This is a genomic window from Alteromonas sp. ABH4_454, assembly GCF_056311775.1.
The window spans coordinates 1,796,248-1,818,654 of record NZ_CM149972.1 but is presented as its reverse complement, the minus strand read 5'-3'; the positions used below and the strand labels follow the sequence as shown (position 1 = coordinate 1,818,654).

The 22,407-nt window shown below is 43.2% G+C and carries 21 protein-coding genes and 1 pseudogene; 11 read left to right on the top strand and 11 right to left on the bottom strand.

Annotation, left to right across the window (positions count from 1 at the left end; translation table 11 throughout):
- Positions 1–48: 48 nt before the first annotated feature.
- The 5 genes from uppS to rpsB all read right to left on the bottom strand — a co-directional run bounded on the left by uppS (position 49) and on the right by rpsB (position 4,123).
- Positions 49–831 (bottom strand): polyprenyl diphosphate synthase, encoded by a 783-nt coding sequence (gene uppS, locus ACYX4W_RS07970; protein WP_476075214.1) that lies wholly within the window; start codon positions 829–831, stop codon positions 49–51.
- Positions 832–840: 9 nt separating this feature from the next.
- Entirely contained in the window at positions 841–1,398 is a 558-nt protein-coding gene (gene frr / locus ACYX4W_RS07965; RefSeq protein ID WP_476075213.1) for a ribosome recycling factor, read from the bottom strand.
- 23 nt (positions 1,399–1,421) lie between these two features.
- Positions 1,422–2,159 (bottom strand): UMP kinase, encoded by a 738-nt coding sequence (gene pyrH, locus ACYX4W_RS07960; RefSeq protein WP_069943865.1) that lies wholly within the window; start codon positions 2,157–2,159, stop codon positions 1,422–1,424.
- Between the two features lie 238 nt (positions 2,160–2,397).
- Entirely contained in the window at positions 2,398–3,270 is an 873-nt protein-coding gene (gene tsf / locus ACYX4W_RS07955; protein ID WP_012517564.1) for a translation elongation factor Ts, read from the bottom strand.
- Between the two features lie 121 nt (positions 3,271–3,391).
- Positions 3,392–4,123: a 30S ribosomal protein S2 gene (gene rpsB, locus ACYX4W_RS07950; RefSeq protein WP_015066407.1), complete on the bottom strand. Its 732-nt coding sequence runs from the start codon at positions 4,121–4,123 to the stop codon at positions 3,392–3,394.
- A 411-nt stretch (positions 4,124–4,534) separates the two neighbouring features.
- On the opposite strand from rpsB, the gene map reads away from it, so the two are divergent.
- The 3 genes and pseudogenes from map to dapD all read left to right on the top strand — a co-directional run bounded on the left by map (position 4,535) and on the right by dapD (position 9,052).
- The gene (gene map / locus ACYX4W_RS07945; RefSeq protein ID WP_179982597.1) at positions 4,535–5,329 is read left to right on the top strand and encodes a type I methionyl aminopeptidase; all 795 of its coding nucleotides are present in this window, start codon (positions 4,535–4,537) and stop codon (positions 5,327–5,329) included.
- A 249-nt stretch (positions 5,330–5,578) separates the two neighbouring features.
- Positions 5,579–8,231, top strand: a pseudogene (gene glnD / locus ACYX4W_RS07940) ([protein-PII] uridylyltransferase).
- Entirely contained in the window at positions 8,228–9,052 is an 825-nt protein-coding gene (gene dapD / locus ACYX4W_RS07935) for a 2,3,4,5-tetrahydropyridine-2,6-dicarboxylate N-succinyltransferase (RefSeq protein ID WP_476075212.1), read from the top strand. Before glnD ends, dapD begins: the two are co-directional and overlap by 4 nt.
- Before the next feature lie 96 nt (positions 9,053–9,148).
- On the opposite strand, the gene ACYX4W_RS07930 is transcribed toward dapD, so the two are convergent.
- From ACYX4W_RS07930 to ACYX4W_RS07920, 3 genes are read right to left on the bottom strand one after another with little or no spacing between them, the layout of a single operon-like run.
- Positions 9,149–9,598 carry a flavodoxin gene (locus ACYX4W_RS07930; protein WP_476075211.1) on the bottom strand — a complete coding sequence of 150 codons (450 nt, stop codon included), beginning with the start codon at positions 9,596–9,598 and terminating at the stop codon, positions 9,149–9,151.
- Positions 9,599–9,651: 53 nt separating this feature from the next.
- Positions 9,652–10,503: a tRNA pseudouridine(65) synthase TruC gene (gene truC / locus ACYX4W_RS07925; RefSeq protein ID WP_476075210.1), complete on the bottom strand. Its 852-nt coding sequence runs from the start codon at positions 10,501–10,503 to the stop codon at positions 9,652–9,654.
- Positions 10,500–10,844: a YqcC family protein gene (locus ACYX4W_RS07920; RefSeq protein ID WP_476075209.1), complete on the bottom strand. Its 345-nt coding sequence runs from the start codon at positions 10,842–10,844 to the stop codon at positions 10,500–10,502. Before ACYX4W_RS07920 ends, truC begins: the two co-directional genes overlap by 4 nt.
- Before the next feature lie 236 nt (positions 10,845–11,080).
- Here ACYX4W_RS07920 and ACYX4W_RS07915 point away from each other — a divergent pair, with 236 nt between their 5' ends.
- Together ACYX4W_RS07915 and ACYX4W_RS07910 are read left to right on the top strand one after the other, a co-directional pair.
- The gene (locus tag ACYX4W_RS07915; protein WP_476075208.1) at positions 11,081–12,130 is read left to right on the top strand and encodes a DUF3549 family protein; all 1,050 of its coding nucleotides are present in this window, start codon (positions 11,081–11,083) and stop codon (positions 12,128–12,130) included.
- Positions 12,131–12,433, top strand: coding sequence for a DUF3301 domain-containing protein (locus ACYX4W_RS07910; RefSeq protein WP_476075207.1), 303 nt, complete (start codon positions 12,131–12,133; stop codon positions 12,431–12,433). It begins immediately after the preceding gene.
- 984 nt (positions 12,434–13,417) lie between these two features.
- On the opposite strand, the gene ACYX4W_RS07905 is transcribed toward ACYX4W_RS07910, so the two are convergent.
- Both ACYX4W_RS07905 and ACYX4W_RS07900 read right to left on the bottom strand, forming a co-directional pair.
- Positions 13,418–14,065, bottom strand: coding sequence for a GNAT family N-acetyltransferase (locus ACYX4W_RS07905; RefSeq protein ID WP_474808347.1), 648 nt, complete (start codon positions 14,063–14,065; stop codon positions 13,418–13,420).
- Between the two features lie 215 nt (positions 14,066–14,280).
- Complete coding sequence (locus ACYX4W_RS07900; protein WP_474808349.1) at positions 14,281–14,646, bottom strand: DUF3192 domain-containing protein; 366 nt, start codon at positions 14,644–14,646, stop codon at positions 14,281–14,283.
- Positions 14,647–15,019: 373 nt separating this feature from the next.
- Between ACYX4W_RS07900 and ACYX4W_RS07895 the strand changes: the two genes are divergently transcribed.
- Positions 15,020–15,331 (top strand): hypothetical protein, encoded by a 312-nt coding sequence (locus ACYX4W_RS07895; protein WP_474808351.1) that lies wholly within the window; start codon positions 15,020–15,022, stop codon positions 15,329–15,331.
- Positions 15,332–15,393: 62 nt separating this feature from the next.
- On the opposite strand, the gene syd is transcribed toward ACYX4W_RS07895, so the two are convergent.
- Complete coding sequence (gene syd / locus ACYX4W_RS07890) at positions 15,394–15,936, bottom strand: SecY-interacting protein (RefSeq protein ID WP_476075206.1); 543 nt, start codon at positions 15,934–15,936, stop codon at positions 15,394–15,396.
- A 162-nt stretch (positions 15,937–16,098) separates the two neighbouring features.
- On the opposite strand from syd, the gene queF reads away from it, so the two are divergent.
- The 5 genes from queF (at position 16,099) to ACYX4W_RS07865 (ending at position 22,157) form a co-directional block, all read left to right on the top strand.
- Positions 16,099–16,959, top strand: a complete 861-nt coding sequence (queF, locus tag ACYX4W_RS07885; RefSeq protein WP_476075205.1) for an NADPH-dependent 7-cyano-7-deazaguanine reductase QueF — start codon at positions 16,099–16,101, stop codon at positions 16,957–16,959.
- A 74-nt stretch (positions 16,960–17,033) separates the two neighbouring features.
- Positions 17,034–18,590 (top strand): GGDEF domain-containing protein, encoded by a 1,557-nt coding sequence (locus ACYX4W_RS07880; protein WP_476075204.1) that lies wholly within the window; start codon positions 17,034–17,036, stop codon positions 18,588–18,590.
- Positions 18,591–18,600: 10 nt separating this feature from the next.
- Positions 18,601–19,962: a nucleotide 5'-monophosphate nucleosidase PpnN gene (gene ppnN, locus ACYX4W_RS07875; RefSeq protein WP_476075203.1), complete on the top strand. Its 1,362-nt coding sequence runs from the start codon at positions 18,601–18,603 to the stop codon at positions 19,960–19,962.
- 197 nt (positions 19,963–20,159) lie between these two features.
- A complete protein-coding gene (locus ACYX4W_RS07870) occupies positions 20,160–20,534 on the top strand; it encodes a DUF3192 domain-containing protein (RefSeq protein ID WP_269918820.1) in 375 nt (124 codons plus the stop codon).
- Positions 20,535–20,546: 12 nt separating this feature from the next.
- Positions 20,547–22,157 (top strand): histidine kinase, encoded by a 1,611-nt coding sequence (locus ACYX4W_RS07865; RefSeq protein WP_476075202.1) that lies wholly within the window; start codon positions 20,547–20,549, stop codon positions 22,155–22,157.
- Positions 22,158–22,407 lie beyond the last annotated feature (250 nt).

Sequence of the window (22,407 nt, the reverse complement as noted above, 5' to 3'; positions counted from 1 at the left end):
CCCTTGGCTTTGGTTACCAGGGCTAGCCTGATAATTGCCTGCATGGTATTAACCATCGGCTGTGACTACCTGTTCACCGGTTAGACCGAATCTTCGTTGACGAACATTGAAATCATCTACGGCTAATTGAAACACGTCTTCATTGAAGTCGGGCCATAGTACATCGGTGAAATACAATTCGGCATAAGCACACTGCCATAGTAAGAAATTACTAATTCGGTGCTCGCCACCAGTGCGAATAAGGAGATCTAACTCTGGAAGGTTAGCTGTAGAAATGTGCGAACCAAGAGCTTCTTCACTGATGTTATCTACATCAAGCTCGCCGCTTTTCACCTGCGATGCGAGTTGCTTGGCCGCATTTACGATGTCCCATCTACCGCCATAGTTTGCTGCGATATTTAAGACCAAATCTTTGTTGTCTTTAGTCATGTCTTCGGCTTTGCGAATTTTTTCGACTAGCTTGGCGTCGAAAGCCTCAACATCACCAATAACCTGCAAGCGTACACCATTTTTGTGTAAGCGTTTTGCTTCACTATTGAGGACGAGATTAAACAACTCCATAAGGACGCTGACTTCTTCCTCAGGACGTTTCCAGTTTTCACTTGAAAACGCGAATAGCGTTAGTGATTCGATACCGTTTTGACGTGCAAAGCGCACAACAGAACGTACAGACTCTACCCCGGCTTTGTGACCGAAGGTACGAATTTTCCCTTTCTTTTGCGCCCATCGACCGTTGCCATCCATGATGATAGCAACGTGCTTCGGGCCGGCAGTCACTGCCGGCGCCTCAACTTTTTTCGATTTGGCTGCGCTTAAACGCTTTCCAATCATAATGCTAACTTATACTTCCATTAGTTCTTTTTCTTTGTCAGCAAGCATGCTGTCAACTTTCTTAATGAATTCATTAGTAACAGATTGAATGTTCTCTTCCGCTGCGCGGCTTTCATCTTCACTGATCTCTTTTTCTTTTAGAAGATCTTTGATGTCACCGTTAGCGTCACGGCGAATATTACGAATGGCAACACGACCCCCTTCCGCTTCGTTGCGTACAACGCGGATAAGGTCTTTACGGCGCTCTTCTGTAAGCGGCGGAAGAGGAATGCGAATTGAACCGCCAGCACTCATTGGGTTTAAGCCCAGGTCAGACTGCATAATCGCTTTTTCAACTGCTTGAATAGCGCTTTTATCAAAAACAGTCAACGCTAGAGTACGGCTGTCTTCCGCAACAACGTTAGCGACTTGCTTTAGAGGCGTGTCTACACCGTAATAAGGTACCATGATGCCATCTAGAAGGCTTGGATGCGCACGACCAGTGCGGATCTTACTGAATTGGCCTTTTAGAGAAACTAGGCTTTTTTCCATGCGCTCTTGCGCATCTAATTCAATTTCATCAATCACGTTTTGTATCCTATTGTTCTTAATTAATCGTTGTCAGCGTGGCAAATGACGGTACCTTCTTTTTCACCCATCACCACACGCTTGAGGCAACCCGGCTTATTCATGTTGAATACGCGAATTGGTAGGCTGTGATCTCGTGCTAGAGTGAAAGCTGACAAGTCCATTACTTTTAATTCTTTTTCTAGTACTTCCTGGTAAGACAATTGATCATACAATGTCGCTTCAGGATTTTTTACTGGGTCATCACTGTATACGCCGTCTACTTTAGTGGCTTTAAGCACAGCATCGGCTTCAATTTCGATACCGCGTAAGCACGCCGCAGAGTCGGTAGTGAAGAAAGGGTTGCCAGTACCGGCAGAAAAGATAACAACGCGGCCCGACTTAAGAAGGCTAATAGCTTCTGCCCAGTTGTAAGCGTCGCACACGCCGTTTAGTGGGATAGCAGACATCATACGCGCGTTTACAAATGCACGATGAAGCGCGTCACGCATAGCTAGACCGTTCATTACCGTAGCCAGCATGCCCATGTGGTCGCCAACAACACGGTTCATTCCCGCTTTTGCTAGGCCTTCGCCACGGAACAAGTTACCACCACCGATAACAAGTCCAACTTGAACACCAAGTTCAACCAGCTCTTTAATTTCTTGTGCCATTCTATCTAACACTTTAGGGTCTATGCCAAAGCCTTCTTCGCCCATTAGGGCTTCACCACTAAGCTTTAACAGAATGCGTCGATATGCTGATTTTGGTGTGATACTCATAGTTTGAATTGTCCTCGTAAACCCGTTTTGTCCTATGTCTTTCAATAAAGCATTACCGTAAAAAACATAGGACAAAGCGCTTTCGTCTGTTTGGCAGGCGCACGCTTGTAACTCGCCTAGCTTCACACTTGCGCACTGCATTAGCAATACTAAAAATATGCAGCTATAAAAAAGCACCTCCTAAGAGGTGCTTTGTAGTTTATCTAACTATTGCGTAATGCAAAAGATAAACGCTCAATTATTTCTTAGCAGCTTCCATTTGAGCAGCTACTTCAGCAGCGAAGTCTTCAGTCTTCTTCTCGATACCTTCACCAACTTCGAAACGTACGAAGTTGATTACGTCTGCGCTGTTGTTCTTAAGAAGCTCAGCAACAGAAATTGAAGGATCTTTAACGAAAGGCTGACCAGTCAAGCTCACTTCGCCAGTGAACTTCTTCATGCGGCCTGCAACCATTTTCTCAGCAATTTCAGCTGGCTTACCAGACTGAATAGCGATTTCGATTTGGATTTCTTTCTCTTTCTCTACAACTTCAGCCGGAACATTCTCTGGCTTAACAAACTGCGGGCTAGCAGCTGCAACGTGCATTGCTACATCTTTTGCTAGCTCTTCGTCGCCGCCGGTAAGGATAGAGATAACACCAATACGGCCGCCGTGTACGTATGCACCTAGCGTGTCGCCTTCAACGTTGATAACGCGACGAGGAGAGATGTTTTCACCGATTTTAGCAACAAGTGCGTCACGAACTTCGCTTACTTTAGAACCGTTAAGTTCTGCATCGTTAAGTGCGTCGATGTCGTTGATGTTATTAGCCGCTGCTACTTCTAGAAGCTCGTTACCAAACTTAAGGAAACCTTCGTCACGTGCTACGAAGTCAGTTTCACAGTTTAGTTCAAGCATAGTCGCGCGACCACCTTCAACTTTAGTAAGGATAACACCTTCAGCTGCGATACGGCCTGCTTTTTTAGCCGCTTTCGCTTGACCTGATTTACGCATGTTTTCAATGGCTAACTCAATGTCACCATCCGTTTCAACCAGGGCTTTTTTACAATCCAGCATACCTGCGCCAGTACGTTCGCGCAGTTCTTTAACTAGTGCTGCAGTCACTGCCATTTTTCAATTCCTCAGCATTAAATATAAATTCGTTAGGTAAAAGGGGCGATGTCGCCCCTCTCAATACGTTTCGTATTGTAGTACTGCCATATTATCTAGATATGACAGTAAGCAATCAGAATTACTCTGCCGCTTCTACGAAGTCGTCTTGCTCAGCTTGTACTTCAAGGTTGCTCTCGCGACCTGAGTTTATAGCGTTTGCAGCAGCATCCAAGTAAAGTTGGATAGCGCGGATAGCATCGTCGTTACCAGGGATGATGTAATCAACACCGTCTGGGTTAGAGTTAGTATCAACAACACCAACAACAGGAATACCTAGGTTACGAGCTTCTGTTACAGCAATGTGCTCGTGATCTGCGTCGATAACAAAGATTGCGTCTGGAAGACCGCCCATGTCTTTGATACCGCCAAGGCTGTTTTCAAGCTTGTCCATTTCGCGCTGAAGCATAAGTGCTTCTTTCTTAGTTAGCTTCTCAAACGTACCGTCTTGAGCTTGTTGCTCTAGATCTTTAAGACGCTTGATTGACTGACGTACTGTTTTCCAGTTAGTCAGCATACCACCTAACCAACGCTTGTTTACGTAGTACTGGTCGCACTTAAGAGCAGCATCTTTTACTGCTTCGCCAGCGGCGCGCTTAGTACCAACGAAAAGGATTTTACCTTTCTTAGACGCAACACCTGAAAGGTAGTTAAGTGCGTTGTTGAAAAGTGGAACCGTTTTTTCAAGGTTGATGATATGAACTTTATTACGAGCACCGAAGATGAAAGGCTTCATCTTTGGGTTCCAGTAACGAGTTTGGTGACCGAAATGCACACCTGCTTTCAGCATGTCACGCATAGAAACATTAGCCATTTTATTTTCCTCTTGGGGTTAGGCCTCCATATACCCCTTGTATCGATTCAGGCCAACCTACGTTGAACTGAACACCCCGATACGAAGTGTCGGTATATGTGTGTTTTAATAAAATAAATTTACCCTCTAAAACGGTGCTTGTTGCACATAGCAAAATGAGCTTTCCGTCAGGGCGCGCGCTTTATATCACAATACCACGACAGCCTCAAGTTTTAACGTTAATAAACCAGGCTTTTAAGTATTTTTGCCAACCTTTATTAAGACTACTCACCCCGTTGCTATCAGCCTTATAAATCATCAATTAAAAACCTTGAATATCAGCACCTTACTAAGAATGACCTGAATAGTGTTATACTGCGTAAGTAATTTAAATTCTTCACCAAACTAGTTTCAAACGATTTGAGAGGCGCTGTGACAGCTATTATCAAAACCCCAGAAGAAATCGAAAAAATGCGCGTAGCCGGTAAACTGGCTGCTGAAGTACTTACTATGATCGGGCCTTATGTGAAAAAAGGCGTAACTACCGATGAACTTAATACCATTTGTCACGACTATATAGTAAACGAGCAAAAGGCAGTGCCCGCTCCGCTAAACTATGGTCACCCACCATTTCCAAAGTCTATTTGTACGTCGGTGAACCATTGTATATGTCACGGTATTCCTTCTGACAAGAAGCTAAAAGACGGTGACATCATCAACATTGATGTAACTGTTATAAAAGACGGCTATCACGGTGATACTTCGAAGATGTTCGTTGTAGGTAAGCCATCTATTCTTGCCGAGCGCCTTATTCGCGTTACTCAAGAGTGCCTATATAAAGCGATTGAACAAGTGAAGCCGGGTATGCGTCTTGGCGATATTGGCCATATTTGTCAAACCCATGCTGAAGCGCATAACTATTCAATAGTGCGTGAATACTGCGGTCACGGTATTGGTGCAAGCTTCCACGAAGAACCGCAAATTGTTCACTATGGAAAGCCTGGTACAGGTGACGTTTTAGAGCCTGGGATGTGCTTTACCATCGAACCTATGGTTAACGCAGGCAAACGTTACTCAAAAGTTTTGCCAGATCAATGGACTGTTGTGACCAAAGACAGAAGTTTAAGTGCCCAATGGGAGCACACTCTTTTAGTTACAGAGACCGGTGTTGAAATTCTTACGCTTCGCGAGGAAGAAAGCTTAGAGCGTGTTATTTCACACGGATAATTTTCATATTGCGGCTGTTAAGCTTACAGCCGCTTTGATTGCCTCATTGCCTCATTCAAAACGGCATACTAAATCTTTATTTTTAATTCTCATACGATGCGCCTATTAAACGGGCTACACACCTATAACAAAAAACCATAAATATTCACAATTCAACCTAACTTATGCATAAATTTGCTACTGCGAACTACTATCAATTCATGCTATTGTTCTTAGCGTTTTAATAGAAGTCTATTTCAAAGGTGCATTTTGACGCTGCAATCACTGATAAAGAATATCGACACAATTAACTCTGTTGATGAAATTCCCGTCATTAAATCGTGCGTGGAAGCCAGTTATACTTGGATAACAGAGTCTTTCGACGCTACGCCAGTTAATCAACTCGTTACCGGTCGTGCGCAGTTTGTCGACGCATTGCTTTGTCACCTTTGGCAACTTTACGGCTTAGATACCGTGGACGAACTTTCCCTTTGCGCGGTGGGTGGATACGGTCGCGGCCATTTACAACCCCACTCAGACATCGATTTACTCATTGTCAGCAAGAAGAAGCTAAAGCCTGAAGTGCAAGAAAAAATTGGCATGTTCATCACCCTTTTATGGGATATCAAGCTAGATGTTGGACAGTCGGTACGCACCATTAAAGAAACGGTTAAACTGGCGAAAGACGATATTACTATTGCGACGAATCTCGTTGAAAGCCGTCTGCTTTGTGGAAGTGAAACTACATTCGACAAACTGTCAGATGAGGTAAACGGTCGCAATTCATGGTCGAGTAAATCTTTCTTCTCGGCTAAATATGACGAGCAAAAGAAGCGCCACGCCAAGTTCAACGGCACCGCTTACAACCTTGAACCAAACATTAAAGAAAACCCGGGATGTTTGCGAGACATTCAATCTATCGGTTGGGTAGCGAAAAAGCACTTTAAAGAGTATGACGGATGGAACTTGGTGGGTCACGGTTACTTCACCGAACAAGAACACAGTGAGTTAATCGCCTGTCGTATGCACCTGTGGAAAATGCGTTGTGCGCTGCACTTAGTTGCTGGCAGAAGCGAAAACCGACTGCTTTTCGACTATCAACCCGATGTCGCACAAATGATGGGATACGGTGAAGAAGGTAAGGCATCTGTGGAAAAAATGATGCGTGACTTTTTCCGCACTGTAGCGCGCGTGTCTGAACTGAACCAAATGCTGCTTCAGCGCTTCAAGTACGACATGCTTAACCAAAGCGTGCAAAAAAGCGTAATCATAAACGAAGATTTCGAACTGCTCGACAATATGATTTCGCCGCGTCACGAAACCGTATTTTCATCACCTGAGGCAATTTTAGACTTCTTACATTTGGTGGCAAACACGCCAGAAGTAAAAGGCTTAAGTACCATTTGTATTCGACAATTGCGTAACGCTCACCGGGCCTTCGAAGCAGAATATTACGTTGAACGTCCTCTATGCCGCGATAAATTTATGCGATTAATGAAGCAACCCGAATTTTTTGATTTCGGTTGGGACATTATGCACCAGTACGGTATTTTACAAGCCTACCTTCCAGAGTGGGATACCATTGTGGGTATGATGCAGTTTGACTTGTTTCACGCCTACACTGTGGACGAACACACTCACCGATTAGTAAAGCATGTAAACTATTTTTTCTCGAAAGAGAACAAAGATTTTCCACGCTGCGGCAGAATTTGTCGAAACCTAGACAAACCTGAAATACTTTACATTGCTGCAATTTTCCATGACATCGCAAAAGGTCGTAATGGAGACCACTCAACCCTAGGCGCGCAAGATGTCGCCAAGTTCTGTGCACAACACGACGTACCTAGTAAAGATGCAGAACTGATTGCATGGCTAGTAGAAAACCACCTGCTTATGTCAGTGGTTGCCCAACGCCGCGACATTTACGATCCTGATGTCATTAGTGAGTTTGCTGGTGCGGTAAGAAGCCATAATCACCTTAATTTACTTTATACACTGACCCTTGCCGATATTCGCGCCACCAACGATAACCTCTGGAATGATTGGAAAGCGTCTTTGCTTCGCGAACTGTATTTAATGACGCAAAAAGCCTTAGACAATGGGCTACAGTGTCAGGTTACACTCAACGAGCGAGTAACCACTCACAAACACCAGGCAAGACAGATCCTGCAAGAGCGTGCTATAGACCCTATTGCCATCGATGCGCTGTGGGCAAGACTTGATGATGATTACTTTGTTCGCTTTAAGCCTACGCAAATTGCATGGCATACCGATGAAATTATTAAAGCTCAGAATGAATGGCTTACACCAGAACACGATGGTCTATTAGTAAAGGCTAACGACAACAGCGCTAAAGGCGGTACTGAAGTATTTGTTTATGGAAAAGATAGAAAAGCCCTGTTTGCTCAAGTCGCATCTGTACTAGATAGCCGTAATTGTTCAATTCACGACGCCCACGTCACCGTGACCAGAGACGGTTATGTCTTCGATAGCATGCTTATTCTTGAAAATGACGGGAGTCGTATAAGCTCAGAGTCGCGCATTGCTTCTATTGAGAATGCCATTTCTGCCCAATTAGAAAAGCCGGGGCGCTCTCACGAAAACAAACGAAAGTTACCGCGCCAAATGAAACAGTTAGACGTGCCAACCAAGGTTCGTTTTTTCAATATCAACGATGAAGCCACGCTTATCGAGTTAGAAGCCCTAGACGCACCGGGCATTTTAGCTAAAATTGGTCATGCATTCGTTGATACTAATATGACACTTAAGCTTGCAAAAATTGCCACCATTGGCGAGCGAGACCGAAGATATTTTTATTGTCAGCAATGAGGCTGGCATCGCATTAACCCAAGAACAACAGGTAAACCTTAAAAAGCGTATCCTGTTTAAACTCGACCAACTTGAAGATATCACAATACCATGAATGAATTGAAAGCCATTATTGAAGACGCCTTCGAAAATCGCGACAGCATTAGCCCGTCATCAGCACCTGATGAAGTAAGAGATGCGGTAGCGCAAGCTATCGACCTACTTAATAGCGGAAAAGGCCGCGTTGCAGAAAAAATTGCTGGCGAATGGGTAGTACACCAGTGGCTGAAAAAAGCTGTTCTACTTTTCTTCCGTCTTCACAACAACGATGTGATTGAAGGCGCTGAAAGCAAGTTTTATGACAAAGTACCACTTAAGTACACTAACTACACAGCTGAACAATTTGCGACTGACGGTGCACGTATTGTTCCGCCAGCGGCAGTACGTACAGGTACTTTCGTAGGTAAGAACGCGGTTGTTATGCCTTCTTACGTAAACATTGGTGCATTTGTAGACGAAGGCACAATGGTTGATACGTGGGCTACGGTAGGCTCGTGTGCACAGATTGGTAAGAATGTTCACCTTTCTGGTGGCGTGGGCATCGGCGGCGTATTAGAGCCACTTCAGGCAAACCCTACCATTATTGAAGATAACTGTTTTATCGGTGCGCGTTCTGAAATTGTAGAAGGTGTTATCGTTGAAGAAGGGTCAGTAATTTCAATGGGCGTTTACATCGGTCAGAGCACGCGTATCTATGACCGTGAGACCGGCGAAGTTCACTACGGCCGTGTTCCAGCGGGCTCTGTAGTTGTTGCGGGTAACCTGCCTAGCGCAGATGGTAAGTACAGCCTATACGCAGCAATCATCGTGAAAAAAGTTGATGCAAAAACCCGCGCTAAAGTAGGTATTAACGCTCTACTTCGCGGCGTTGAGTAATAACTTATGCGTCGTTAGGTAACTAACGACGTTCGCATATAAAAAAAGAGGCGCCTTAGCGCCTCTTTTCATTTTTAACCCATAAGCCATCAACGCTTAAGACAAAAGCTTGTCCTTGATGGTGTTAACCCACTCCACCACGTCTTTTTCTGGCTCTAGGGTTTCAATAGCATCAATTTCTAACATATCAGCAACCGCGTTACCTTGCAGTTCAGCAAGTAATTCTTGGAATTGTTTACCAGCACCACAAAAGCTTTCTCCATAGCTGCTATCACCTAGCGCTGCAACAGCGAACGGCTTGCCCGTTAGCATAGGTGATTCGTCTTTTAAATCTGAAAACACAAACTCTAGGTTAGGTGGAACATCGCCCTGACCTGTCGTTGAGGTAATAATTAACAGTGCGTCAGCATCAGTAAAATCGGCTACTGAAGGGTCGCTTTCCAGTGAGCAATCAACTCCCTGCTCAGCTAAATTTTCTTCCACCTGCTCAGCTACGTGTTGTGCGTTACCGTATACTGTACCCGCAATAATTTTCAATGTTGCCATTTTTACCTCTTAAACCAATGATCGTCGCCCATGTCGACAGGCGGAAAGTATTTCTATCTTATCAAGCTAAACGGTTTTAACCTGTTTACGAATTGTTGCATTTCATTGTGCATCTCACCATTAATCGTTATCCATTTACCACTAACAGGATGAGAAAAGCCCATATGAGTACAACTTAAGGCCAAATTATTAAAATTAAAGTGCTGTTTAGCGAATTTGTTTTGCTTCCCATCGCCGTGAGTTGTATCGCCAATAATGGGGTGACGAATGTGAACCATGTGTCTTCGAAGCTGGTGCTTACGACCAGTGCTCGGAGAAAGTTTTACTAACGAATATCTAGCACTTTGGTACCTACCTACAGGCTCGGGCACTTCAAACTTTTCGAGTGACTCATACATGGTGGACGCTGGCTGAGGTGCTTGCTGTGGCCTTTTGTGTTTATCTGCAATTTTGTCATAACGATACTTAAGAGCATAATCAATAAAGCCCGTGTGGTTGACGAAGCCTCTAACCACAGCGTGATAACCCTTTACCACCTGCTTGTCCATCATTTGCTGGCCTAGCTTTGCCGCAATTTCTGAGTTAAAACTAAACACCAATACGCCTGATGTAGGCCTATCTAAGCGGTGAGCTGGAAACACGTGCTTGCCGATTTGATCTCTAAGCGTCTGCACCGCAAATACGGTTTCATGCCTATCTATAGGACTTCTGTGGACTAGCAGACCTGGGGGCTTATTTATCGCAATGATATGCTCATCCTGGTATAAAACAGGCAAGTGTAGAGAGTTCGCACTACCTTGTTCTTCAACATTGTTTTTTTCGCCAGTCTGCTTTTCCGTCAGCTCGACTTCATCATTTAGTGACACTTTCTCAACGGCTCTTGGCGATTGCTCTAGCTTACTCATCCAATGTCTCCACTGGCAATATCGTCAATATACTTTAGCGCAGACAGGGTACTTTGATTCGCGGGAGATAAATATACTTCTGCTGCGGGTGTAATTTGCATCGCCGGTATAGGGTGCGATTGGCTCAATAAAGTGCGCATTTTGGGTATAAAAATAAAAGCAAGCCAAGCTTCAAAAGAAAAACAATCTGCTGCGAAAGGTACTTCACTTCCCATAGCATTTTTAAGCGCTTGGTCATTGGGTACTTCATCTGGCCAAACACCATCTTGCTGCATTACCGCTTCTAATTGCTCAAGTGCGTTGATGAAAGCTAAATGACTGCTACTATTCGCTTGATTCACTACTCCTCCCCTATCCTAATACGCTTCAATTTATAGCGCGCAGTATATCAGGGGCTTAAGGTCAACATAAGTCAGTGTGTTGTATCGTTGAAATTCTTCTGCTGTGATACCATTAATGAGGTTTGCTGATGGCCCTAGCGAATATAAGCACGTCCTAGAGGCGGTTGTTCTTTGCTGAACATCAAAGGGTTACGGGCCTAGCAACATTTATTTAAAGCAGTATTTTGGAACGAGTTATGAGCGCTAACAGTATCAATTCTATCAGTGAGTTTTTGTTACACGCAGGCACTGAATATCATGTTTTTGATTTAGGTCGACGTATTGAACCCACAGATAATCAAACGTTTCTAGAAATAGAAAATGGCAGTGCTTACGCGCCCTACCCTCGTCAACAACATGCGTGGTTCGGTATTGTTTTTTGGAACAAAAATGCATCTTCGCAACACTATATTTGGTTTATAAAGCTGCCACTTGATGAGCAAGGCTTAGTCGTTGCAGCTGCTAGAAATCATTTTCTAGAGATTATTGTGGATGCTCTAGGGGAGTCGATTGCAGAAGATACCGAAAATGCACAGCAATTGCCCGACAACCCTTATTCCTTCGTTCCGAACCAAACGCAACTCGCTCAGTTTAATGCGTTAGTCAAAAGCACGTTGAACCATCCCTTAAGCGAAGAGGCGCAGAAAGTTGAAGCTTATATCCAAGCCCCGCAGCTTGTGGATTGGCAAAAAATATCAATGCAAAGCGTAGCCGATTTTATACATGGTTTCAGCATGCACCCAAAGCGAGATGTGTTAGAAGAAGCAATTAAAGCCAATGTAGCACTTTACTCAGATGTGTTTGTTAATACGCTAATGGAGACAAGCGAGAGCGTTTCTCTGTCAGATAACTTATTAGCGATATATTTGAGCAAAATTGATGATGGAGACGACACCAATCTAGCGGCTTTGAGAGGCTCCTCTGAAGGAAACTTCAACCCAACGATAAATAGTAAGCTACTAGATTTATTGAACGATGAGAAAACGCAGCGCCTCGATATTTTAAGTGTTATTGCGGCACGGCATTTCGAGCAAATGGAACCACTATTGCTGAGCATCTTTTTAGAACAAGCTGCAAAAGTTGATGAAAAAGAAGGTCATCAGGGTGCCTTATTTGCTGGTTTCTTTTCTGATTTAGTCCAAATCCCGAAGTTGCGGAGACAAGTACTTACGCTGCTGCACTCGGATGCTAACTCGGATATTCTCAGCAAAGCATTTCAGCGATTATTTGCGCAGGCGAGAAAGTAGATGACGTTACTTGAATTAGTCATATGGTTAACGATTGGTTTTACCGGCTATCAATTTTGGCGTATTCGGGCTATTTCAGAACGAACAAACGCTTATCTAACGCAATATTGCGATAAGCATGGTTTGCAGCTGTTAAGTGTGGCTAGGGCAAAAACTCGGTTCTCATTTAAGTTTGGCAAACCGGACTGGCACAGCTTATTTAATTTTGAGTTTTCAAGTAATGGTGAAGACAGGTATACCGGCGAAGTCGAGTTGATAGGCGTGAGAGTCATGCGAACCGAAGTGCCGCCGCATAGGGTGTAAATGCTTACGCCCGGGGTTTTACAGTTTTTTTATAACTAAGAAATAATTCTCAGAAAGCTGAAAAATATGCCTCTCCAAACCACCAAAAAAAAGGGGAACCTGACGGCTCCCCTTTTTCCTGGAATTTTGAGTATCCTTCTCCGCGATCCTTTGCGACTAAAATCTTCCCGATTAAAATCCGTATACACCCCTTTCCATCTACTCTCGCGACTTCCTGCGCGAGCTACACTTCCATGCGTAGGTCCCTTTCCTTTTTTCCTTTATTACTGCACATCCTTCATGCAGTGTTCCTCATCCTGAGGCTGTCCTTGTCAGTCTCCGCTGACCTTCCCTTCCTTCGTCCTTTGTTCGCTGCACATCCTGCTACAGCTTTGCTAATCCTTCAGCATGTCCCTCTTTCATCCTTGGTTTGCTCGTCCATGCAAACTAGAAATTCCTTAAAGGCCGCCTTGCCCTTGGCTCCTTGCCACTAAGTCTCCCTGCAAGCTTTGTCCTTATCCATGCTACGTCCTGTCTGTGACATTCCTATCACACGTACCGTCCATGAAATCCGTTCGTTCCCTTCAGTCCTTTGTCACTTCCTTGTTTCGCAATTCCCTACTGCGTCCCTTCCTTTTACTCACAACCTTATGAGAATCTCTTCCTTAAGTTGTCCTAATTCATTCCTTTAATGAATTCCTGACTCAATCCGTGACTCGTCGTGTTTCCTTGTGACATGTTCATAGTATCCCTTCCAAATATTACCGCCATATTGAATTACAGAGATTTAAGAAAAGTTTTTGTACGACTTTTGGCTAACAAGAAAAAATCCTTAAAAAACAAAGGTCGTATACTTTAGTATGACTAATTCTTTCAGAATTTAGGTAAGATCACTCACAGCATTTGTAGGACATGTCTTACAAGCGCTGTAGTAAATTTGGCGTAAAGATTGGAACTGTTTTTGGCGAGGTTCTGATAGGTACATTTTTTTTGAATAAAAAAGCGTCACTTCTGTCTGAACATGACTTCCCCCTGAACATGGGAAAGGCTTAGTTGTCCGACAACCTGATAGTTATCATCGTTAAAAAAAGTACGATGTTTATCTACAGTCACAAATACCGAAACGCCTTCGCTTTTGTCGTCTTCTTCGACAACACTATCGATGGCGCCTAGCAATATATGCCCGAGACCGTGGTGTTGATAATCAGGATGCACCGCAATGAAACTCAGCATATGGAAATTATCTGCAGGTACTAGCGCTCTTACTTTCTCTTCTTTTTCCAGCATTTGTTTGGTGCCGAACAAACCTGCGGTTAGCAGCATTCTCAATCGCCAGTGCCAGTAACGCCCTGCACCAAAAGCCGCATCCGGTGCGGTAAGGCATGCCACCGCAATCAATCTATCGTCGTCAAATAAACCAATCATGGGCTGCTCTGCTACCCAAAATGCGTTAAGTTCCTCGCGAATGGCTGACCGAAGGCGACTTTCATAACCTTCTTTTTCCGCCTGAAAGATATCTATGAATAGGGGGTCATCTACATACGCATTGTAAAGTATAGACGCGGCAACTTTGAGATCGTCGACTGAAAGGTAAATCGCTTTGACAGTGTCTTGCAAGGGGGCCAACGCGTTGTTGTGGGCATCGGTGTTCATAGGGGCTCCATGTACGCAAAGCTGTTTAGTTACTCATACCTAGTACGGTAAAATAAGAAAAAGTGGGCACTGGGGCACTCGCTTTATTTTCGCGCCCCACACACCCTGTCTAAACTTTAGCCTACTTGAAAACCCCTATCATGTTAACTTTTAATTAACATTTAGCTTTTTGACAAATTATCCATCGCTATACATTTGCCAGATCACACATTAAATTAATTCATCAGGCTGTATGCGCTATCGCCCCAACCTACTAAGCTGCTATTTCTAAAAACAAGAGGCGTACACTCATCTTTCGTCGTTATACCATCGCCCATTGTTTTTTGGGTGCGGTAATACAGTACGCGATATGTACCGTCTTGCTTTTCAAACAATTCGTTAAAGTCTGCAACGCCCATTTTTCTTAAGACACTTTCATAGCTCGTGCCCGTCTCAAGATTTGCGATATGTTTGCGATTATTAAACTCTCTATCTTCCCAATCTGCGCCATAGTGGCTATCTGACCCGCCCCCTACAGATACGACACAGCCAGAAAGCAAAACAGAAGATGCTAAAGCTACAGAAAGAAGAACCGTTTTCATGTGAATTCCTTAAATATGTGTGTTGTTTTTTATTTTTAAATTAAGAGCCTGATGGCCTTTCAGTTGCAAACCTTACAAATGCAAACATTGTCAGTACTTATAACCATGTAGAGTATTACGCCTACTATGTGAATCGACACTGAATGCAATGCACTGTCTATGTTTCATCCACTTAATGGTGTAAACAAACGTGATTCAAAACTAAGTAAACAAGAATAGTACCAAAAGCATATCCTTTTGATTTTTATAAACTTTATTTACCACTCAACTTTTGCACATTTGAAAAATAGTGAAATCAGCAACTTATTAGTGAAATTGACTATGTGAACAAGCTACACTAGCTATATTCGCGATTTAAAAACTCTTTACTCTTATGTCAAATTCGAACTTGCAGCAGCTTCACGTTTTATGTCTTCAAATGTATCAGGAAGGCAAAACGCCAACGGTAGGCATTTTAAGGTCTAAAGCCCCATTTAAAGTGTCAGTAACAGAAGCTATTGAAGCAATTAAACGATTCAATGCACATAAGCCTCAGCTTGACGCCACCGGCAAAGAAGCCCAATCTGCACAAAGTACTTCGTTAAATACACATCGACCAGACAGCCTTCAAGCGCGTGTGGAAACATTAGAAAAGGAAGTCGCTGAATTAAAACAGGCACTACTTAAATTGATGGATGCGCAGTAAACACTAATGCGAACAAAGAAAGTAGTGACTGTTTTTAGGTAGGTTGTATAAAGGCGTTATTTTCAAGCACGAGGAGTGAGTTGCTCAAGAAATACGGCTAGAGATGGGGCAAGTATTTTAGCAGGCTCTCTTCCTACTTGTTCTAATGCCACTTCACCGCTTTCGTTGACAACCGTTAATATAAAATCCTCTTCGTCTGTTAACCCGAAAAACAACGTAGGTGCTTGTTTGAGCCTTTGCTTCATTAACAAGTGGCCGATTAAATTCTGTTGTAGCCTTTCAAAGTCTTCGCTATTAAACACTTGAAGCAATTCGCAGTTACCTTGAGGTGCCACTGCCTTTAAATTGTCACTGTAATAACGAGTGAAAAACTGACAATAATCTGGATTGAGCGTTAAGGTCAGTGCTTCTTCAACATTATCGAAAGAGTGTGGAGGAGATTGCAGCACGGGAGCCCAACTGACGAGCTCACCGTCATTCGCACTATTTTTATAGCAAGGCGATGGCCACTCGCTGTCAAATGCGATTTCTAATCCCTTACCTTCAGCTTGTTCGACATAAGATGATACAAATTTATCTAATTGTGCAGGAATTGTTAGAGCCATTTTGACATTACCCTCGTATTTTTGGGGTACACTATACAACTAAACAGTTAAGTCAATACTCGGCTTGCTTCGGCTGTACTGCTAGTTCATAACGTACCCTTATAAAATTACGCTGTAGCAGCACACCGGTTAGCACTTTAAGTAGATAGATGAAAGGTTCTTATGTCGACTGACAATTCGCCTCAAAAAATTATTATCTCCGCACCTGATGACCTATCTCTGGGCAAACAGGTTGACTATGAATTTGAATACAACCCAAGCTTATTGCAAGGGGTACCTCGCAGTTTAAGCCGAGATACGTTATCCCTTAACGATTCTGAATTACCGTTTGACGGAATAGACACTTGGACGGGATATGAACTTTCTTGGCTTAACGAAAAAGGGAAGCCTAATGTGGCAATTTTGGAGTGTCACGTTCCAATTACTTCCCCAAACCTTATTGAATCAAAATCGTTCAAGCTATATTTGAACAGTTTCAACCAATCAAAGCTTGCTTCACCAGAAGAGGTTCAAAAAGTTCTTCAAGCTGATTTATCTAAATGTGCAGGGGAGCAGGTTCAGGTAAAACTCATTCTTCCTCAACAGTTTACCGCATTGCAGTTTAAGGAATTCGAGGGAATTTTATTAGATAACCTTGATGTGGAAATCGAGCAATACTCACCTAACACACAATATTTAGCGGTTACCGAGAATAATGTCGATACCAAGGAGACTTTGGTTTCTCATTTACTTAAATCTAATTGTTTAATCACAAGTCAGCCAGATTGGGCTAGTATTCAGATTAGATATGAAGGAAAAGCCATTGATCACGAAGGGCTTTTAAAATATCTGATTAGCTTTAGGCAGCACAATGAATTTCATGAGCAATGCGTTGAGCGTATTTACAACGATATTATGCAGCATTGTAAGCCCGCTAAATTAACAGTGTGTGCCCGTTATACCCGACGTGGGGGGTTAGACATCAACCCTTTCCGTTCGAATTTCGAAGCACCTTATGCAAACCATCGTCAGGCGCGTCAGTAATACAGCGATGAAGCACACAAACAAAAGCGAACTAAATCGCAACGGTAATTGCGAATTAGAACAAAGACGAGATTATGGAAGCAAAACAACTACAAGCACTAAAACAAAATAACGCGCTTCTTTGTCAATTTATCGTGAGGCTCTCAGCATTCTATGAGGGCTTTTCCGATAAAATAGATTCCGAACTCAAAGTGCTGCGCGGTCATCTTTCAGGTACGCCTAATTTTACCCTTGCCGCTGTAAGCATTGAAAAGCTCAACAAATCTCTTCAGCGTCAAGAAATTACGTTAAGAAAGTACAGTATTGACACCGTTTCGACCCTTGAAGATGCAATGAAACAGCTGCAAAAAGTTGTTTTTGAAGACAATGAATTGAAAGGCCTTACTACACAAGAGCTAATTAAACTTAACCAACCTGTAGGCGATATTTTCAGTATCTATAAGCTTTACGCCAAAGCCATTGCTCTTCATCGCATCGCGCTGAATAAAGAAATGATAGGCCTTGAGCCACCTGAACCAGTAGAAGCAAAACCAGAAGACAAAGAAAGCGCTACAGTTGGCTCAATTAAAGATGAAAATCCTCACTACCGTTCTATTTTAGTCGAGCTTAACCACCTAATTACTTCTTATGCTCAGAAAAAGCCGAGTGATCAGCAGCTCAATGATATTAAGCAACGCCTCGATGAAGGTATGGATAAAGAGCAGCTACTTAGGAGCTGCGTTGTAATTTTACGCATGATCGTGCAAGACGCAATGTCAGAGGCGAGCTTAACAGGGAAAGTGATTCAAAGCCTTCATCGCTCGCTAGGCGAAATCAGTAACGACGTAAATATAACCATTGAGGGTAGCCAAGCACAGTTTGAGCAGCGGAAAGCCGGTACAGAGCAGATAAAACGACACATTAGTCATATTGAAGAAACCGTATCAGAGAGTGACTCATTAGAATCACTGAAAGAGCAAACCCAACTTCGCGTAGAAAAACTTGTAGCAACCTTAAGCGAGCAGCAAGATAACGATGAACAAGGGCAAGAAGCGCTTTTGGCGTTGCTATCGTCCATGCAATCGCGCATAGACACGTTGCAACAGCAAACCAGCGCTTATAAAAAGAAACTGGCAGAGCAAGCAATGCAGAGCCGCACCGATCCACTCACTCGCCTACCAAATAGACAGGCTTATAACGAGAAATTGGAAGCCGCTTTTGCTGACTACAAGGAAAGTGGAACAACACTCGCCGTTGCCGTTTTAGATATTGACCATTTTAAATCGATCAACGATAGATTTGGTCACGCTGCCGGTGACAAAACCCTTCAAGTAGTAAGTAAGTTTTTGAAGCAGAACCTTTCTGAAAACGAATTTGTCGCACGGTGGGGAGGCGAGGAGTTCGTGATGCTACTGCCTGAATCGCAAATGACAGAAATTGACGAAAAGCTCAATGAAATTAGAACTAAACTGGCTGCTATGCCGTTTAAGTTTAAGCAAGAAAAAGTCAAAATTACTGCTTCATTTGGCGCGACCTGCTTTGGTAAAGAAGACACGACAGAAACAGTTTTCGAACGCGCGGATGAATACCTCTACAAAGCGAAGCGAAACGGCCGCAATCTTGTAGTAACTGATTTAAGCACTGACTTATAAGGTGTGAAGTATGAAGAAAGTTCAGCTTAATCCCGTTGGCTCTATGAGTCAGCTTTCGCAAGTGGAAGTCTCTCGCCTCCAAGATGCAACAAATAGCGAGCTCTTCTCGATGTTTAGAAACTGCAGCCTTGCAGTATTGAACAGCGGAGTGGATGAAGACAATTTTGAAGCGCTTTTCGCCCCTTTTGAGAATTTTGAAATTAAACTCATCCGCCGTGAGCGAGGCGTAAAGATCGAACTTGTTAATCCGCCAGAAGTCGCATTCGTAGACGAAAAACTTGTTCGCGGTGTTCATGAACACTTGTTTGCTGTACTGCGTGATTTGCTTTACATGGGCAATAAGTATGCATTTCTTCATCAAACAGCGCCCGCTGAAGGAAGTGAGATCACCGACATGGTGTTTGACATGCTACGCCACGCAAAAGCCCTTGAAGGTAACGATAGCGTGAATACTATAGTGTGCTGGGGCGGTCACTCTATCAATCAAGTCGAGTATAAATACACAAAAGAAGTAGGCTATCAGTTAGGCCTGCGCGATATGAATATTTGTACTGGCTGCGGACCGGGCGCAATGAAAGGCCCAATGAAAGGAGCGACTATAGGTCATGCCAAGCAACGTCACAAATCGGGTCGATACATAGGTATTTCTGAACCTAGCATTATTGCCGCAGAACCACCCAATGCGATTGTGAACGAGCTTATTATCATGCCGGATATTGAAAAGCGTTTAGAAGCCTTCGTTAGATTAGGGCACGGTATCATTGTATTTCCAGGCGGCGTAGGAACTGCTGAAGAACTGCTTTATTTACTTGGCATATTGATGAATGAGCGCAATGCGCAACAACCATTTCCTTTTATATTAACCGGTCCTGCAGGCAGCGAAGAATATTTCGAAGCCATAGATACCTTCGTAGGGGCAACGTTAGGCGCCCAAGCTCAATCAAAATATCAGATTATCGTGGATGACCCTGAAGAAGTCGCCCGTACTATGAGCAAACACCTTGAAAAAGTCAGAAAATTTAGAGGGGCAATGGGTGATGCTTTCAGCTTTAACTGGTCACTTAAAATTGAACAGGACTTCCAACAACCTTTCATTCCCACTCACGAAAGCATGGCAGCATTACAGCTACATCTAGATCAAAGTGAAAGCGATCTTGCTGCAAATTTGCGTAAAGCATTTTCAGGCATCGTTGCTGGAAATGTAAAGGCCGAAGGCATCGCACAAATCAAAGAACACGGTCCCTTCGAGCTTACCGGCGATAGTACACTTATGGACAAAGTGGATACATTATTAGAGTCATTCGTAAAACAGCACAGGATGAAGCTTCCTGGCAGTGCCTACGAGCCTTGTTATGTTGTAAAAAATGGCTAATTAAGCAAAATGAAAAGGTGACGCATTTGCTTACGTTTACTACTTATGTTTAATAGGCGTTTTAAGGTACACTTGCCTAGAGTATTGTTAAACAGAAAAATGTTACGGGCTGCAAGTTTACCTTGTTAAATGGTCATGCTTTTGGGCACCAATGTCCCTCACTAACATTTTAGTATAGAAAACGAGAAGTAACGGTCATGAATACCAAGGTTATTCGTCTAATATTAGCTGGCGTTGCGTTATACGCGGTGTTTGTTTTTATGGTTATCGCCTTTTACCCTGATAAACCTGAAAATATGGATTGGAAAGACCGTGAAGAGTACAACCGCGTTCAAATTACTAAATTGAAATTGGGCAGTACTAGAGAAGAGGTACTTGCTTTACTGGGCTCGCCTGACATTACAGAAGCAAAACGACAAGGTGCTACAGCGATTCAAGTTATGTTTTTTAGAACTCAGCACGTACGCGCAGACGGACTTACAACACAAGATGAGTGCACACCTTTACTGTTCGAAAACGATAAGCTTATAGCTTGGGGTGAAGGGGCTTACTCTAGCTATCAAAAAAGTTAAAAAGGATGGGGAGTGACCGACATCATTTCCACACTTAAACGCCTTGTTCATATAGGCGAAGCTGAGTTATCAGTCGAGCAGCGTATTAATCATTGGTTAAAAAACGCAAAACGGATATTGACGTTAGTTAATGCAAACCCAGCCCTAGCTGCGGCCACGCTTCATATTGATAACGACTTACCTAAAGACACGCAACAACTTTTGCTGCTGGCACTATTCGGCAAGCTGTGTCGATTCAACGATCATTATTTACAGCACCTTCTTGCGTCTTTACTTGCCACTTTTTGGCTATCAAGCGCTAAAACACCACGAGATAGTATTCCTGAAGTCATTCGCTTTTTGCGTAAACATAATCTGGCCATTTGGCAAGATACTGTAAAATTGCAAAAAGCCTTTCAGATGGGAAAATACATTAACTTTATTGCAGATAACCGACTAAATTTAGCGCAGAGGCTCAGTCTTCTCTCGGGTGTTTTCGCCTCAAACGCAACAAAAGCCGATTACCAAACGGTGTTTACCCACATAGCCTGTCGCCTGCCTGCCCATCATCGCCATCATATCGCACCGCTTATTCAGCTATTCGAAGGTTTGCTTCCTGGAGCAAAAGTTTTTGCTAAGGGTGTACCCGGCGCTTTGGTAGATGTGCAGCAAAATCACGGGTATGTATTTACGCTCAGCAAGGATGACGAAGATGGCAAATGGCTTCCTTTATCGGCTATTCAAGCTCCGGTGCCTTTATCATTACCCTTTGAACATTTCATAGCGCTGTATACAGACACCGCCAATGCCAGAGTGAACCAGGGCGGCACACCATACTTGCCTTCAACATTCGCTATACAGCATCCTCCCAAAGCGCTTACTACCATTATCGATGAATTGCAAAAGCAAGATGTCGTGATTGAACAGCTGTGTGAAAAAATTGAAAAAGTCCCTACTTTTAACCACTTTTTGATGCACACAGCGAGTCAAGACAACAGGCTGCAACTGCCAGTGAAAAGTATCAAACAGGCAGTATTAACCTATGGTATAGAACGGGTGGGCGACATGCTTATTCAGTTTGCACTTTTAGAGCGGCTGACGCAGAATCACTTTCCACTGATGGGAATGTGTAAGCAAATAACCTTACTAGCGTGCTCATTTTCTAGCTACTTTGCACAAATTGTAGATTCGAAATTTACGCCGCAGTCGGCAGCCTTAACGATGACCTTCGTTTGCACGCCGCTATTTACTCTTCCAGGTTTCAAAGTATCAAAATCCTTGCCTGTCGACCTCGACAAAACCGTATCTATTAATAACGCGTTTAAAGTGAAGTCCGACACGCCTTGGCTAGCAATAGCGTCGGAACTTGCTGGTAGTTGGCATCAAAGTTCTACCTGGCGCGCGGTAATACATCAATGCGGAAAAGCGAGTACTGAGGTCCCAAAATCGATTCAAAAAGAACAGGCGATTTTAGTATTAAGTTTTGCTCTCGCGAAAGCATGTCTATTTCACCAAGGTGTCTATTCGTTACTTCATGATATTAATGTGAAAACGCTCATCAGCATTTTAAATATACAACCTAATGATGTTCATAATGCACTTGAGTCCAATGGACAGCTGCTCTATTGCCCTCTTTATCTTTAGTTACAAATAAGAGCTTTTAACCACACTCAAATCAATAAAAATGCTTTATTAGCCCTTGGTCTAACAAGTGTGAAATAGTACACGTATCCGACTTATTAACTCATACCCTATGCCCGCATCAATACTATTTAATAACTGGATCTGCGCGTAACGACAGATTAATCGCCCTATCACCTTAATTTATCTTTACGAATGGCTATAACTTGCGCCGGCTATCGTATAAAATACGGCAACTTTTGCGGTGCTTTAT